The following is a 15,947-nucleotide window of genomic DNA, read 5'->3' as shown; positions in this document are numbered from 1 at the left end:
TGCGACGGAAAAGATCAATCGGTTGGAAGAATATGTCCCCCTTCCGCGGGAGCCCCTGACACTCAGACCAGCCCGCTCCGCACCTGCCATTTGCGCACGATCACCGGCCAGTCGGCGAAGGGCTGGGCCGGGTCGCCGCGCAGGCCGACGCCATGACTGCCCTCGTCGAACAAATGCATGTCGATCGCCCCCTGCGCCGCGCGCACCGCGCCGAACAAGGTCAGCGACTGGTCGACCGGTACGGTGCGGTCATGGACCGAATGGAACAGGATCATCGGCGGCGTGGTCGACGCCACGATCTTGTCCAGCGAATAGGCAGCTATTTGCGCTTCAGTCGGATCGTCGCCGATCAGCGACCTTCGGCTCCCGCCATTGGTGGCGCCGGCCATCGTCACTACCGGATAGAGCAGGATCGCCCCGTCCGGCCGGGCCGACAGATGGTCCGCACTTTCCGCCATCGGATAGATGCGGTCGTTGGGCCGCATGCACAGGCTGCCGGCCAGATGGCCGCCGGCGGAGCCCCCCAGCACCAGCACGCGCTGCGGATCGACGGTCCAGCCGCCGCTGCGCCCGGCCCGGATCAGCCGCATCGCCCGCTGCGCATCCTGTAGAGCGACATCAGCTCCCGCCGCCCAGCGATCGGCCGGCAGGCGATAGCGCAGGACGAAGGCATGGATGCCCATGTCGGCCATCCAGCGCGCACATTCATAGCCTTCCCGATCGATGCCGACTCGCGAATAGCCGCCGCCAGGAATGATCAGCACCGCCGCGCCCGTGGGCTTGGCCGCCGCGAACCAAGACAGGGTCGGCCGCGTCACATGGATCCCAACGCGATAGCGATAGCCCAGCGTGTCGATCTGGTCGTCCACCACTTCGGTGATGGCCGGTATCTTGCCGCCCGGCACGCCGTCGGGCCAGAGCGGGATGATCTGCGTCGGCTCGTCGGTGGCCGCAGAAAAGCGGCCAAACAACGGTGAACTTGCCACCGCCGCCAGAAATTCGCGTCGACTGCCGATCATCCCGTCTCCCTTTCAGTTCGTGACCTGCGTCAGATAGACGCTGCCGGTGGTGCTGTTCACATCGGTCGGCGCGGCGCCATAGATGATGTCGGTGTCGGCCGACAGCGGCACCGTGGCAAGCCGGGTTATCGCCTTGCCGGGCGCGAGGTCGGTAATCGTCCAGCCCGACGCCGTCGATGTCTTCAGCCCCTGGCGCAGCCCTTCGCCGGTGGTGGCGAAATAGACGCGGACCTGCGCCGCCGTGCGCGATATGCCCAGCGCCGCGGGCACATTGTTGCTGGCGGCAAAGATTTTTTCCCGACTGGTCCAGCCGGTGCCGCTCCAGCGCACGCGCCAGACGTCGAAATTGGCGTCCCCGCTGCCATCGGTCGGGCGATAGCGATAGGCGATGGTCGGCTGATTATAATCGTCAAGCGCCAGCTTAGCGCTCTGCAACCCCTTGAGCGTCTGGTCGGTGGTGAAGACCTCGCCCGACTGGAGCGGCAGGAAGAAGAGCTTGGCATTGGCGAGGCCCACCGGCAGCGTCGCTGCTGTGCCATCGGCATAGCTCCAGCCGCCGCCGGTCGGCGAATAGCGCAGATAGCTGCCATAATGGCGCAGCGACCGGGGCAGCGACTTGGCCCATTCCCACAGCAGATGAACGCTGCCGTCGCTGCCGAATGTCATGTCGTCGGGATAGACGACCGCATCATTGGCGGCGGCAAAGGTGCCGACATGGCTCCAAGCGCCGCTGCCGCCCGACATCGCCCAGCGATATAGTTCACCCTCGCCATCATAGGTTGCCGCGTCATAGCTGCGGATCATCAGATAGATGTCGCCATTGGGCGCCCGCTTGGCGACCGGATAGGTATAGAGGCCGGTGGCGGGGATATCGGTCTGGCGGGTGAAGCTCATGCCACCGGGCGCATCGGCGCGGAAATAGCGCATGCCATCCGACAGATTGTGCATGTCGGCCCAGACATGCAGCACGCCCGCGCCGTCGACCGCGATGGTCGGCTGCTTGTGCCCGATATCGTCCGCCTCGGTCCAGACCGTGCCATCGGGATTGCGCAGCACGGCGAAGGTCCAGATGCCGCTCGTGTCGCGCTTGCCGATCTTGACCTCGTGGCTGCCGGCCGCGCCGGACGCGGGCGGGCTGTCGAAGGCGACATAGAGCGTGCCGTCGGGGGCCAGCGCAATCGGCACCCACCAGGCGGCTTGGTTGGAGGAATCCGCGTCTCGCGGTACCCGCTCGACGCTGATGCTGGCGGCGAGCGCAGCGGCCATGGGTTCTTCCGCCGTTGCCTGGAGCGGGCTGCCCAGGCTGACCCAGTTGGCGATGGCGCTGGTCGCCGCCGTACCCGTGCCCGTCGTTGTCGCATCGCTCAGCAGCAGCGCGGCCGACGCCGTTCCGGCAAGGGCCAGTCCCCCTGCCAGTCCATAGAAACGCTTCATCTTCCTCTCCCACTTGTTGTTATGCGTGGACGAGTTGGCCTTCCCCATTGGATCGGCGCGCACTGCGCAGCGCCAGGAAGGCAAGCAGAAAGGCGATCGGATGAAGCAGCGCCATCAGCAGGAAGCTGCGTTCGAACGCGCCGCCCGCGACAAGCTGGCCAACCAATTGGGTCGAGAGCAGGCCGCCAAGCCCGCTGCCCGCCGCCACCACGCCGAACACGGTGGCGACGATACGGGTGGGATAGAGATCGACGATCAGCGTGCTGATGTTGATCTGGAACACCAGATGGGCGAAGGCCACGGCAGAGGCGAGCGCGAACAGGATCGGCAGAGCCGGATGGCTGGCCGCGATCGCGCCCAGTGGCGCCACCAGCGCGGCCGCGCCCATCACGATGATGCGGCTGGTTGCCGGCGCCACGCCGCGCGCGATCAACCGGCTGGAGAAGAAGCCGCCCCCAATGCTGCCAAGGTCGGCCGCGAGATAGACGATCCACGCCATGGAGGCGACCGCGATCAGGGTCAGGCCATAGATATCGGTCAGATATTTGGGGAACCAGAAGAGGTAGAAATACCAGACCGGATCGGCGACCGCGCGGGCGCCGGCGAGCAGCCAGACCGACCGGTCGCGCAGGATACGGCCCCACAGCGTGCCTTCGCTGATCCGCTCTTCCTTGGCTTCCGGCGCGCTGCGCGGATAGATTGTCAACCAGACGACCAGCCAAGCAAGGCCCGCCGCGCCGGTGGCGATGAACGCCGCGCGCCAGCCGAAATGCAGCGCGATGCCGGCGATCAGCGGTGGCGCCAGCGTTGCGCCGATCATCGCGCCGGCCGTATAGATGCCAAGCGCAATGCCGCGTTCCCTGGGTGGAAAATGTTCCGAAACCGCCTTGGGACCGGCGGTATAATTGCCCGCCTCGCCCAGCCCCAGCGCGAAGCGCGTCGCGCCCAGTTCCCCTGCCGACCGGACGAAGCCGGTCAGCAGGTTCGCCAGCGACCACCAGCCCACGAACAGCGCCAAAGACAGGCGCGTGCCCAGCCAGTCGGTCACCCGGCCGGCCATCAGATAGGCGAAGGTATAGGCAATCAGGAAAGCCTGGACGACGCGCGCATAGGCGATGTCATCCATATGCAGGTCTTGCTGCACCGTCGTCGCCAGGATCGAGAGCGCCTGCCGGTCGAGATAGTTGATCACGGTCGAGGCGAACAGCATCGCCAGGATCGCCCATCTGATCTTGCGGGCCTTCCCCTCGATCATGCGGCGGCAGCCTCCATGCGCGCGGCGATCGCCGACAGACCGGCCAGCGCGGTGCCATCGCCCGCCGCCTTTTCGGTCGCGATCCCCAGCCGATCGCAGACCCGGCCATAGAGATCGACCAGCAGTTCCGCGCCGACCAGGACGATCGTTTCCACCGCCATGCCGCGCGCGCGATGGGCGGCGACCGCGTCGCGGGCCTCCGCACCGATCATCAATCCGGACAGGAAGGATGGCGCGGTTTCGCTGGTCAATTCCCCCATCAGGATGCGGCTGCGCAGCGCGAACAGCGCATGTTCGATCGCCAGCGTCGGATCTTCGATCACCAGCCCGGCACCGACATCGAAGGCGGCGATGTCCGTCGGCGCGGCCGGATCATAGGGTTTTGCCAACGACCGCCCGAGCAGGCCATGAGCGAGCAGCAACTCGCGCATTTCCCCCTGCATCGAGGTAACGAAATCCAGCACCGTCCGTCCCTGTGTCCGCACCCATTTGGCATGGGTGCCCGGCAGGCAGATCAGGCGTTCGGTGTCATCATCCGTCACGCCCGCCAGCCAGCCGAACAATTGCACTTCCTCGCCGCGCATCACATCGGGCTGGCCGAAGATGTTGCGACAGGACAGGCCCGGCACGATCGCGATAGGGCATCCCGCCACCTCGAACCGCAACAGCGCGCCGGCCATCGCCTCTGGCCCGGCCGGGCAAGGCAGATAGGCTGCCTCACGCCAACCGATGGTCGACCCGATCATGCCCGACAGCAGCACCGGCATCGGACCATGACGATCGATCCAGTCCCCTGCCGCCGCGCGGAAGGCGGTTTCATGATCGGCCACATCCTTGGCGCCCTTGCCACGCACCGTCTCGACCGGGATCAGCCGCCCCTCCTCCACCCGACACAGGTGGAGGCGCATGTTGCTCGATCCCCAATCGCCCGCGATCAGCATAGTCATCCCGTCCTCAGAACTTGAAGTTGGCGCCGATGGCGAAGCGGCGGCCCTGCTCGGCATAGAGGGCGATCGCTTCGGGCGCGCCGGTATAGCGGATCTGCTTCTCGTTGGTCAGGTTGCCGGCCTCGGCATAGATACCAAAGGCGCCAAAATCATAGCGGATCGATGCGTCGATCGTCTCATAGGGCTTGAAGAAGGAGCCTTCGCCACCCGCCGTCACACTGTCGAGATAGCCCGAGCGATAATTATAGGCGACGCGCAGGCCGAACCCGTCCTTTTCATAATAGCCGACCAGATTGGCATTATGCTTGGACAGCCCTTCCAGCGGCAGGGTAGCGCCGGTGCGGGCATTCACGAACGGCGTGCTGCTGTCGATATAGCTGTAATTCGCCAGGATGCCGAAGCCGCTGGCAAAGCCATCGAGGAAGTTGAACGGCAACTGCAGCATCACTTCCGCGCCCTTGAGCTTGCCGCCCTCGCCATTGACCTTGCGGGTGACCAGGAATTGCTGGGTCTCGCCCGGCACATCCTCGAAGGTCGAGCGGGTGGTCAGGAAGGAGCCGATATCCTTGTAGAAAAGGCCGACCGTCAGCGCCGAGCCCTGGCGGAAATACCATTCCAGCGACACGTCATACTGATCCGCGCGGAAGGGTTTGAGGTTCGGATTGCCGCCGGTCCCGGTGTAGACGATGCGGTTGAGCAGCAAGCCGGGGCTCAGATCCTGCGAGTCCGGCAGGCCGACGACCTTGGCCGCGCCGACACGGGCGACCAGCTTGTCGGTCAGGTCGAATTTCAGCACCGCGCTCGGCAACCAGTCCTCATAGGAGGGCGAGGCAGTGACCGGCTGGAACGTCCCGTCGGCGCGGCGCAGCGCGGATACCGCATCGCGATCGGTGCGGGTGTAACGCAGGCCGATATTGCCGGAGAAGGGAATGCTGCCCAGGTCACCCTTCAGATTGAGCTTCACATAGCCCGCCTTGGTTACTTCATCGAGCTTGTAGGAGGCGGTGGGGTCCAGCACGCGCGGTGTGCAACTGCCCAATATTGCCTCGCAGGCAAAGTCCGCGCCGGTGCCAAACGGATTGCCGACCAGATAGGATTGGGCGAAGGGCGCCTTGCCACCGAGCAGATCGGGGAAGCTGCCGACCTCATAGAGCGCCGCATCCCGATCGGTCAGGCGGACCGAGGAGGTGAGCTGTGACAGCAGCGAATTGCGCGCGGTCTTGAGCTTGGCGATACGGCCGCCGACCTCGAAGGAGTCGAGCACGCCGCTTTCGATCGCATAGCGCAGGTCAACCCGGCCGGCATATTCCTTCGCATTGGATTCAAAGCGGTTATCGAAGAAGTTGGAATAATTGTAGAGCGACGGATCGAGCAGGTCGACGCCCGACGGCAGGGTCAGTTGCGGCACGCCGCCACCGGTGAAATCGAACGAGGTCAGATAGGATGCCCGCGTCTGGGTGCGGACATAGGTCTGGTTGTAATTGAGCTGGGCGTCCGAATAGCTGCCCTCCGCCTTGATCGTCCACGGCCCCTTCTCATAACGCAGGTTGAGCGCGCTGGAGAGCGAGTCATCCTTGATCGTCAGCCGCTCGTCATTGCCCTGCAGCGGCCGGCGGACTGTACCCGCGACCAGCACCTCATTGGGCGAGAAGCTGTAGTCGACATAGTCCGCGCCATTGCTGGTCAGCGCGACGGCGAACCAGTTGCGGCGACGCTTGGCCTTGCCGGCGGCATAGACGGTGTCCAGCTACAGCTCCAGTTCGTCGGTCGGCCGCCATTGCAGTACGACATTGGCGCCCAGTCGCTTGCGGCGTTCGCGCAGCCGCTGATAGCGGAGGTCGGCAATATAGGTGCCGGCCAGGCCGTCGCCATTGGGATCATTGTCGGCCACGCCATCGCCATTGGGGTCGAACGCGCCGGTCAGCGGCAGGAAGCCGGCGAAGCTGTTGAAGCTGTCTTCCTGGATCGGCCGGTCGGACGCGGTCACATTCACCAGCACGCCGAACCGGTCATCGAAATTGCGCGAATAGAGCAGCGAACCGCTGACACCCTTGCGGTCGAGCATGTCGGCATAGCTGCCCTCGATCCGGCCGGCGACCATCGTGTTCGGCGCGTCGAGCGGCTTGCGGGTGATGATGTTGACCGTGCCGCCCAGCGACCCGTCAATCTGGTCGGCCGACAGCAGCTTGGTGACTTCCAGGCGGCTGATCAGTTCGGCGGGATAAAGCGACAGCGGATTGAAATCGGCATCGGCCGGCACACCGGGACCACGACCAAAGGGGCTGACCAGCGACCGGCCATTCACCTCGGTCCGGTTCTGACGCAGGCCGCGGATCGACACGCTGGTGCCATCGCCCAGCGAGCGGCGGATCTGCACGCCCGACACGCGCTGGAGCGATTCCGCGATATTCTGGTCGGGCAGCTTGCCGACATCCTCGGCCACGATCGAGTCAACGAAGGTGACAGCCTGGCGCTTGGTCTCGATGCCCTTGCTCAGGCTCTGGCGAATGCCGGTGACGACGATATCGGCGACCGCGCTGTCGGCCGCCTGGGCTGGCTGCGGCTCTGCAGTTTCCTGGGCGGCTACGATCGTCGGAAACGCGGCCGTAGTGGCCAGTACCAACAGGCTCGCGCATTTTGCTACCTTGCGCATCTTCATCCCCTCCTGTGCGAGCATTGTGCTTCTGAGAGGGAAATTGTTGCACAATTAGCGACGTGTCAATCCCGAAATCTGAAATTTGTTGCTTCTATATCGATTTAATTGGCCAATTTTGCGGAATAAAATCGATAGCACGCCATATTTGTATCACATGAAGCAACACTTACTCCCCGATGTGCTGCGCCGCCTCGCGCAGGGCCTCGACCAGCGGTGCCGTCGCCCCCTCGGGAATCCAGCCCGACATGGCGATGCCGGCATGGACCGGATCGCCCATCGACACGGACACGATATGATGGTCGCGCTCATCCGCCACATGGACGCGCGCATAGCCCAGCGCACGAACCTCGCTCAGCTTGGCGAGCAGGCTGTCGATGCCGTCGGGGAACATCGGAATGTCGCGCCCTTCATACAGTTCGCGCACATCGGCATCCTCCAGTTCCGCGAGCAGGGCGATGCCGATGCCGCTGGTCGTCGCGGGCAACAGGCCGATACGGCCCAGGCCGCGCGACGCCTCGATCCCCGGCGGGGCGTGGAAGAGATAGGAGACACTGTCATTCCACAGCACGCCCATCGCCACCGTATGGCCGTAGCGGCGCAGCTGCTCCAGTTCCGGCAGGGCGCGACGGATCAGGCCCGACGCGAACAGGCTCTGCGCCGCCAGCACATGCATGCCCGGCCCGGCGGTATATTTGCGGTTCGCGGTCTGTCGCGCGATGCCCAGATAGGCCAGCGTCTTGAGCAGGCGGTTGATCTTGGTCGGATCGGAATCCAGCTGTCGCGCCAGTTCGCGACAGCCGATCGGCTCGGGCGAGGAAGCGAGCGCCTGAAGCGTGGTGATCCCGTCGATCAGGCTCTGGTTGGGCTGGGCGTTGATTTTCGTGCGCATGGCCGTTTCTAGCGTCCGACCATGGCGTTTAGCCAGCCCAGATCTTTCATTGCCGCCCCCGCGTTACATGGTTCCAGAAGGCTGCGTTCGGCGCCACCCCCAACCCCGGCCCTTCGGGCAAGGCAAAGGCGCCGGCCGTGCAGGACAGGCGCCCGTCAAGCAGTTGCGCCGAACGCGGCAGGATCGAATGCTGATATTCATGATAGGGCAGGTCGCGCACCGCCGCGGCGGCATGCAGGCTGGCCGCCGCGAAGATGCCGACGCCGATGGTCGCATGCGGCATCACCCGGACATGATGCGCCTCGGCCAGACGAGCGATGCGCATGAACTGGGTGATGCCAGTATGGCCCATTTCGGGCTGCACGATCGACACTGCCCGCGCTTCCAGCCGGGGGCGGGCATCGAACACGCTACGCCATTCCTCGCCCGCCGCGATCGGTGTCGCGACGCGGGCGGCGACATCGGCCAGCCCCGCGACATCCTCGGGCTTGACCGGCGCTTCGGCGAAATAAAGGTCGTGCGGTTCCAGCCGGCGGATAAGCGCCACCGCCTCGGCCGCCGAATACATCCAGTGAAGATCCACCATCAGCTTGACGTCCGGGCCGATCGCCGCGCGCAACGCCTTCGCTTCCGCCTCGATCCCGTCAAAGCTGACCACGCCGGCGAACTTGATCGCGTCGAACCCCTGGTCGACGAAGCGCTTCGCCAGCGCGCAGCGCGCCTCCAATGTCGGTTCGGGCAGGCCGGAGACATAGGCTGGAATGGTCTCGCGCCGCTGCCCGCCCAGCATGCGGCAGAGCGGCAGGCCGACGGCGCGGGCATGGATATCCCACAGCGCGATGTCGACAGCCGCCATCGCATCCAGCCAGAAACCGCCCTGATAGCCGCGCACCCGCATCAGGTCGTAAAGATCTTCCCAGATCACCTCGACATCATGGGCCGAACGGCCGATCAGGATCGGCGCGATGACATCGTCGACCAGTTCGTGGATCGCGCCCGGCGCGACCAGGCCATAGGTTTCGCCCCAGCCGACCAGTCCCGACCGGCTGGTGACGCGCACCACCACCGATCGGTCGACCGTCGGATAGATGGTGCCATTGCGGCGCCGGACGATATAGCCGGCCGCGTTGACTTCCTCGCCCGGCCCCAGCGCGCCCAGATAGGGCACGTCGCGGGGTATGGTGACGGTGAAGACGTCTAGCCGCTCGATCACATCGTCCATCGCGCCCATATCCTTCAGCCCTGCACCACGCCGATTCCGGTCCAATCGTCGATCCGCGCGAGGATGCGGTCAAGCTCGCGCTGGTCGCCCTCGTCCAGTTCCGGGCCGGGCGCGCGGGTGAAGGCGTCGGCGATCAGGCCGCGCCGACGCAACACTTCCTTGGTCAGCCGCCAGCGGAACACCGCCTGCATCATCAGCAGCGGCAACATCCGTTCATAATGGGTGCGCACCGCATCACCGTCGCCGGCCAGATGGGCGGCCATCAGCGCAACATGCGCCTCGGGCAGTTCGGCCGCCGGCATGGTGCCGATCGCGCCGCGCGCCAGTTCGTCGGTGATGTAGCGGCCACCGGCACCGCCGAACACGCCCAGCAGATGATCGGGCGCGGCCGCGCGGATCGCACTGATCCGCTGGCCGCAGGGCATATTCTCTTCCTTGACCCAGTGGATGGCGGGGACGGCACCGACGACGGCGATGACATCCTCGGCGCTCAGGCCCGCCCCCATCGGTCGGGGCGCATTTTGCAGCATCAACGGCAGGCCAGCCTCGCCAAGTTTGCGATAATGGGCGGCCAGCGCGTCATTGTCGCCGGCCAGCGCGCCCGGCGTCATCACCATCGCGCCGGCGGCACCCGCCGCCTTGCCCGCACGGATCAGCGCCAGGCTTTCTTCGACGTCCGGGCTGGACCCGCCGATGATGAAGCCGATGCGGCCATCGATACGCGCGGAGATCCGGCCGATCAGGTCGATCCGCTCGTCGAGCGAGAGCATGTCATATTCGCTGGCGAGGCCCGGAAAGACTGCGCCATCGACACCGCAATCGACGACGAAATCGACAATCGCATCCATGCCGCTATCGTCGATAGCGCCCGACGCATCGAACGGCGTGGGCAGAACCGGATATACGCCACTGACCTTCATGGAACCCCTTCCTCTCCTGTTTCCGCTTCAATTATCGCTCATTTAGCAACACGTCAATCTGAAATTGTCAGAATTATGCCATTGCGAGCGTATCTCTAGATGATATGTTGCTTTTATAAATACGAATGGAGAAGATATGCCCCGCCTGTCCGGTAAGATCGCTCTCGTCACCGGTGCCGCCGGCGGCATCGGCGCGGCCATTTGCGCCCGCTTCAAGGCGGAGGGCGCCCATGTCGTCGCGATGGACCGGATCGCCTCCGATGCGGGGGACGAGGCATGGGTCTGCGACCTGGCGGACGACGCCGGCATTGCGCAGGGCGCGGACGACCTGCTGGCACGGCTTGGGCCGCCGGACATCATCGTCCATGCCGGCGCCGCAACCGAACAGGCGGACATCTTCGCCTCCTCGCCGCAAGCCTTCAATGCGATCTATGACGTGAATGTCGGTGGCGCGGTCCGCCTGGTCCAGGCCTTCGCCCCCGCCATGCAGGACGCGGGCCGGGGCAATTTCGTCTTCATTTCCTCGATCAATGCCCGCATGGGCGCGCCCAGCCTGGCGGCCTATGCCGCATCGAAGGGTGGCCTCGAGACCTTCATGAAGGGCTTTGCGCTGGAGGTCGCGGCCGACGGTCTGCGCGCCAATTGCGTCGCCCCGGCCTCAATCGACACGGCAATGCTGCGCGCCTCCTTCGACCGTCAGCCCGATCCGGCGGCCGCGCTGGCAGCCAACATCCTGCGCCATCCGCTCGGCCGGCTCGGCACGGTCGAGGATGTCGCCAATCTGGTGCTGTTCCTGGCGTCGGATGAAGCCGCCTGGATCACCGGTGGCGTGTTCCCGGTGGATGGCGGCGCCGGCATCACCCGGCGATAGGCTGAGGAACAGGGAACAGGCTGGCGATCGCGCACCAGCCCCTCCCCTGTCCGGTCGTTACAGCGCCTGCTGCTCCGAATTGAGGTTGCGCTTGGCTGGCAGCTTGGCACCGGCATTAAGCGTCGCACCATTCAGGCCCGCCGGCACCTCTATATAGGGCAGGCCCAGCGTCTGGCTGGTCATGCGGCGGATGCGGTTGGTGAGATCCGGGCTGGCGTTGAGTTTCTGCCCATAGGAGGGCACCATCGCCGCCACTTTGGGCTTCCAGCTGGTCGCCATCTGCTGCGGGAAGGCACGACGCATGACTTCGAGCATGATCGCCGGCGAGGTCGAGGCGCCAGGCGAAGCGCCGAGCAGCGCGGCGATGCTGGCATCCTTGTCGGTGACGATCTCGGTCCCGAACTGCAGCACCGTGCCCTTCTTGGGATCATATTTGATCACCTGCACGCGCTGGCCCGCGGTGATCAGCTTCCAGTCGCCGCGCTTGGCATTGGGATAATATTTGACCAATTCGGCCTGACGCTGAGCATCGGTCAGCGTCGCCTGCTGCGCCAGATAGCGGACCAGATCCAGATTTTCCGCGCCAACCTTCATCATGCCGCCGACATTATTCTTGTAGATGGAGGCGAACAGATCGAGCGGCGAGCCATTTTTCAGGAATTTCGTGCTCTGCAGCGCGAAGGGACCGAACAGGGTCACCGACTTGCCGTCCAGCTTGCGCGCGTCGAGATGCGGCACCGACATGGGCGGCGATCCGGCCTCCGCCTTGCCATAGACCTTCACATTGTGACGGCTGGTCGCGGCCGGCCCCTCGAACGCCAGGAACTGGCCGCCGACCGGGAAGCCGGCATAGTTTTTCGATTCCGGAATGCCCGACATCTGCAGCAGCTTGAGCGAGGCACCGCCCGCGCCGATGAAGACGAACTTCGCCTTCACCACGGCATCGCTGTTCTTCTTGAGGTCATGGACGGTGACGTTCCACGTCTTGTCCGCATTCTGATGCAGGCCGCGCACCTCATGGCCAAGCTGCAGGTTGAAATTGGGATTGCGGGTCAGCGCCTGGGTCAGCTGGGTGGTGATGACACCGAAATTGACATCGGTGCCAAGCGGCATGAACGTCGCCGCAACCTTCTGCTTCGGGTCGCGTCCCTCCATCACCAGCGGCGCCCAGCGGCGGATCTGTGCGGGATCCTGCGAATATTGCATGCCATAGAAGAGCGGGTTCTTGACCAGCGCATCGCGGCGCTTGTGCAGATAGGCGATATTGTCGTCGCCCCAGACGAAGCTCATATGCGGCGTCGCGTTGATGAAATCGGTCGGCTTGGGCAGACGGCCCTGCTTGACCTCATGCGACCAGAACTGGCGCGAAATCTCGAACTGCTCGGCGATATCGACGGCCTTTTCGGTCGCGATCGATCCGTCATCCTTCTCCGGCGTATAGTTCAACTCGGCAAAGCCCGAATGGCCGGTGCCGGCATTGTTCCAGCCGTTGGAGCTTTCCTGCGCGACCTTGTCCATCCGCTCATAGATGTCGATCCGCCAGTCCGGCTCCATTTCCTGGAGATAGGTGGCCAGCGTCACACCCATGATGCCGCCGCCGATCACCAGCACGTCGACCGGCTTGTCATTGGCGGCCGCCTTGCCGGCGGGCGAGGCCATCGGACGGAACAGGAAGGCGGTGGCGGCGATCGCCAACACCAGGATGAGGATGGCGAGGGTAAGGAGGATCTTCTTGAACAAGGACCGGCGGCGCGGTGCCGCCGGACTGGAGGAGGATGTCATGATCGTGGATTCCAAATCTGCGTGGAAAGGGGCCGGGCGGCCGGATGCGCGTTCGCCAATCTTGTCCGTCAGGTCATGCGCACCACCCCATCCACCTTCAGAAACGGAAGCTCAGCCAGCCGGCCAGATAATCGCTGTTGCCATAACCGGCACGGCTAAGCACCGGCCCTGCATCCAGATGCTCGTAGCGCCCGACAAAGGACAGGCGCGGCGTGATCGACCATGTGATCTGAGCGCGGATGGATTCGCCGATCTTGTGGCCGGGGACCGATTGGGTGCCGGCGAAGATCGACTTGTTGGCGCGATAGACCGCATCATTTTCATCGGCGCGCCAGGCGAACTGATATTCCATCGTCGCCTTCACGCCCTTGAGCGGCGACAGGGTCAGGCTGGGCGCCAGCGTCTTGAGGTTGGTCGGCGTCATGCACAGCTGGTAGCTGTAATAGATATTGTTGCCGAAGGGGGCATAGGCAGCCTTCAGCGTGCCGCCCTCGAACGTGCCGCCGCCGCTGGCATAATCGGCGTGGAAGCCGATGCGCGGCCCCATCGGCAGGTCGCCGGGCAGCTTGTAGCTCTGGTTGAAGAAAAGCTGCCAGGCGCTGATATCGCGCCCGTCGAAATCGCCGAACTGGTGATTGATGGTCCAGTCGAGATTGACCGGGCCAACTTCCCCCCACAGGCGCGCGCCGGCATAGAAGCGCTCGACCCGGCCAGTCACGCCGCCCCACAGCGCTTCGCTGGTGCGCAACCGCCAGAAAAAGGGATCGAGATAGAGCTCCGATCCGCCCAGCGCCTTTTCGGGAATGCGGATTCCGGCGGTGAAGCCGGAAAAGCGCCGGCCCTGCTCGACCTTGTCATCGCCCGTCCCGCCATTGCCCAGCGCGGTCGGCTTGAAATCGAAGGCATCGATGCGCAGCGATCCCGTCCGTGCCCAGGCCCGCACGCCGTTCAGCGCATAGCGGATCGTGTTATTGTCGCGCTGCGACGTCAGCAGATTGGGGCCATCGGTAAATTCCTGCCGCCCATAGCGCAGACCCAGGTCCATGCCGGCAACCCGCCCCTTCAGTTCGGCGAAGGACTGGAGCAGCACCAGATCATTGCGCAGTGAACCAGACGGCGTGCCGATATTGTCGCCGGACATGCCGCCATGGGCGATCTCGCCATAGAAGCGCAGATGCGGCCCGACATGCAGGTCGGCGCCGCCGACCAGCCGGTTGATGTCCTGCCGCTGGCTGCCGGCATTCCGCAGGTTGAGGTTGGTGGTGTAGTTGACCCGCACCCGCGCCTCGCCGCTGAGCGTCAGATAGATGTCGCCATCCTTATCCAGCGGCAGATATTTGAGGCGATCGAACAGGTCATCGCGCTGCGCGGGATCGGCCTTGCTGCGCCAGTCCTCCGCCCAGCGAGACAGGGCATAGCCGCCCGATACCGATCCTTCGCCAACGGCATCGGCTGGATAGAGGCTGGCAGGCTCAGCGGGCATGTCGTCGGCCCATGCTGGCGTGGCGAGCAGGGTGGCAAGGGTGAGAGCGGAGACGGCGACGGGGCGGCGCGCGGCCGCGCAGGAGAAACGAACCATGGTGGCTGCGCCTCATTCCGCCGGGACGGCGCTGGCGAGCGCCGGAGCCGCCAGGGATGGCGCCCCGCCCTCGCCCCGCATCGCGGCTTGCAACTGCGCCCGGTCCAGCTTCCCTTCCCAGCGCGACACGACGATCGTCGCCACCGCATTGCCGATGAAGTTGGTCAGGCTGCGGCATTCGCTCATGAAGCGGTCGACGCCCAGGATCAGGGCCATGCCGGCGACCGGCACGGAGGGGACGATGGAGAGGGTCGCCGCCAGCGTGATGAAGCCGGCACCGGTCACGCCCGCCGCGCCCTTGGACGAGAGCATAGCGACGCCCAGCAACAGGATCTGGTCGCCGATCGACAGGTCGACGCCGGTGGCCTGCGCGATGAACAGCGCGGCCAGCGTCATGTAGATATTGGTGCCGTCGAGGTTGAAGCTGTAGCCGGTCGGCACGACCAGGCCGACGATCGACTTGGGGCAGCCCGCCCGCTCCATCTTTTCGATGAGGGCCGGCAGCGCGCTTTCCGACGAGGAGGTGCCGAGCACCAGAAGCAATTCGGTCTTCAGGTAACGGATCAGGCCGAAGATCGAGAAACCGGCGGCGCGGGCGACCAGGCCCAGGATCACGACCACGAACAGCGCCGAGGTGAGGTAGAAGGTGCCGACCAGGAAGGCGAGATTGGCGAGCGTGCCGACGCCATATTTGCCAATGGTGAAGGCCATGGCGCCGAAGGCACCGACGGGCGCGGCCTTCATGACGATCGCGACCAGCTTGAACACGGCGGTCGAGACATCTTCGAGCAGGTCGAGCACGCGCGCGCCGCGATCGCCGATCAGTGCCAGCGCAACCCCGAACAGGATCGCAACGAACAGCACCTGAAGGATATTGCCGCTGACGAAGGCGGACAGGAAACTGTCGGGGATGATGCCGGTCAGGAAGCCGGTCAGCGTGCTGTCATGCGCCTTTTCCGCATATTCGCTGACCTTGCTGGCGTCGAGCGTGGCGGGATCGATGTCGAGGCCCGCGCCCGGCCGCACCACATTGGCGACGATCATGCCGACGACCAGCGCCAGGGTGGAGAAGAAGAGGAAATAGGCAAAGGCCTTGCCCGCGACCCGGCCGACGCTGGCAATGTCGCGCATGCCGGCAATGCCGGTGACGATCGTCAGGAAAATGACCGGGGCGATGACCATCTTCACCGCCTTGATGAAGGCGTCGCCGACCGGCTTCATCGCCTCCCCCAGATGCGGCGCGAAATGGCCGAGCGCCACGCCGGCGATGATCGCCAGCAGCACCTGCGCATAGAGATGAAGATACCAGGGACGCCGGGTGACCGGCGTGTCGGGGAAATCGGAAATCTGCATGACAGTTGTCTTTCTGGCCC

Annotated in this window: 13 protein-coding genes; 1 reads left to right on the top strand and 12 read right to left on the bottom strand. The window is 64.9% G+C overall.

The genetic code is table 11. From position 1 onward, the window contains the following. Nucleotides 1-62: 62 nt before the first annotated feature. From A0U87_RS00835 to A0U87_RS00800, 9 genes are all read right to left on the bottom strand, one after another. Entirely contained in the window at nucleotides 63-1,019 is a 957-nt protein-coding gene (locus A0U87_RS00835; RefSeq protein WP_048937096.1) for an alpha/beta hydrolase, read from the bottom strand. Between the two features lie 12 nt (nucleotides 1,020-1,031). After that, a complete protein-coding gene (locus A0U87_RS00830) occupies nucleotides 1,032-2,453 on the bottom strand; it encodes a BNR-4 repeat-containing protein (RefSeq protein WP_048937245.1) in 1,422 nt (473 codons plus the stop codon). 19 nt (nucleotides 2,454-2,472) lie between these two features. Next, nucleotides 2,473-3,708 carry an MFS transporter gene (locus tag A0U87_RS00825; protein ID WP_048937097.1) on the bottom strand — a complete coding sequence of 412 codons (1,236 nt, stop codon included), beginning with the start codon at nucleotides 3,706-3,708 and terminating at the stop codon, nucleotides 2,473-2,475. Further along, nucleotides 3,705-4,655 (bottom strand): 2-dehydro-3-deoxygalactonokinase, encoded by a 951-nt coding sequence (locus tag A0U87_RS00820; RefSeq protein WP_234415566.1) that lies wholly within the window; start codon nucleotides 4,653-4,655, stop codon nucleotides 3,705-3,707. Before A0U87_RS00820 ends, A0U87_RS00825 begins: the two co-directional genes overlap by 4 nt. A gap of 7 nt (nucleotides 4,656-4,662) precedes the next feature. Beyond that, a complete protein-coding gene (locus A0U87_RS26550) occupies nucleotides 4,663-6,402 on the bottom strand; it encodes a TonB-dependent receptor (RefSeq protein ID WP_276609677.1) in 1,740 nt (579 codons plus the stop codon). Then, complete coding sequence (locus A0U87_RS26545) at nucleotides 6,403-7,308, bottom strand: TonB-dependent receptor plug domain-containing protein (RefSeq protein ID WP_240700488.1); 906 nt, start codon at nucleotides 7,306-7,308, stop codon at nucleotides 6,403-6,405. 169 nt (nucleotides 7,309-7,477) lie between these two features. Beyond that, on the bottom strand, nucleotides 7,478-8,200 hold the full coding sequence (locus A0U87_RS00810) for a helix-turn-helix domain-containing protein (protein WP_048937100.1): 723 nt from the start codon (nucleotides 8,198-8,200) through the stop codon (nucleotides 7,478-7,480). Nucleotides 8,201-8,246: 46 nt separating this feature from the next. Next, entirely contained in the window at nucleotides 8,247-9,422 is a 1,176-nt protein-coding gene (locus A0U87_RS00805; protein ID WP_048937246.1) for a mandelate racemase/muconate lactonizing enzyme family protein, read from the bottom strand. A 14-nt stretch (nucleotides 9,423-9,436) separates the two neighbouring features. After that, nucleotides 9,437-10,342 (bottom strand): dihydrodipicolinate synthase family protein, encoded by a 906-nt coding sequence (locus A0U87_RS00800; protein ID WP_048937101.1) that lies wholly within the window; start codon nucleotides 10,340-10,342, stop codon nucleotides 9,437-9,439. 136 nt (nucleotides 10,343-10,478) lie between these two features. Here A0U87_RS00800 and A0U87_RS00795 point away from each other — a divergent pair, with 136 nt between their 5' ends. Next, entirely contained in the window at nucleotides 10,479-11,213 is a 735-nt protein-coding gene (locus tag A0U87_RS00795) for an SDR family oxidoreductase (RefSeq protein ID WP_048937102.1), read from the top strand. Between the two features lie 57 nt (nucleotides 11,214-11,270). On the opposite strand, the gene mqo is transcribed toward A0U87_RS00795, so the two are convergent. From mqo to A0U87_RS00780, 3 genes are all read right to left on the bottom strand, one after another. Continuing rightward, complete coding sequence (mqo, locus tag A0U87_RS00790; RefSeq protein WP_122928767.1) at nucleotides 11,271-12,995, bottom strand: malate dehydrogenase (quinone); 1,725 nt, start codon at nucleotides 12,993-12,995, stop codon at nucleotides 11,271-11,273. Nucleotides 12,996-13,092: 97 nt separating this feature from the next. Further along, nucleotides 13,093-14,574 carry an alginate export family protein gene (locus A0U87_RS00785; protein ID WP_122928054.1) on the bottom strand — a complete coding sequence of 494 codons (1,482 nt, stop codon included), beginning with the start codon at nucleotides 14,572-14,574 and terminating at the stop codon, nucleotides 13,093-13,095. 12 nt (nucleotides 14,575-14,586) lie between these two features. Next, nucleotides 14,587-15,927 carry a dicarboxylate/amino acid:cation symporter gene (locus A0U87_RS00780; RefSeq protein ID WP_048937104.1) on the bottom strand — a complete coding sequence of 447 codons (1,341 nt, stop codon included), beginning with the start codon at nucleotides 15,925-15,927 and terminating at the stop codon, nucleotides 14,587-14,589. Between the last annotated feature and the right edge of the window lie 20 nt (nucleotides 15,928-15,947).

This window comes from Sphingobium sp. MP9-4, assembly GCF_005281675.1.
Lineage (GTDB): Bacteria > Pseudomonadota > Alphaproteobacteria > Sphingomonadales > Sphingomonadaceae > Sphingobium > Sphingobium yanoikuyae.
The sequence above is the reverse complement of the archived record's forward strand: the minus strand, read 5'-3'. Positions and strand labels throughout refer to the sequence as shown.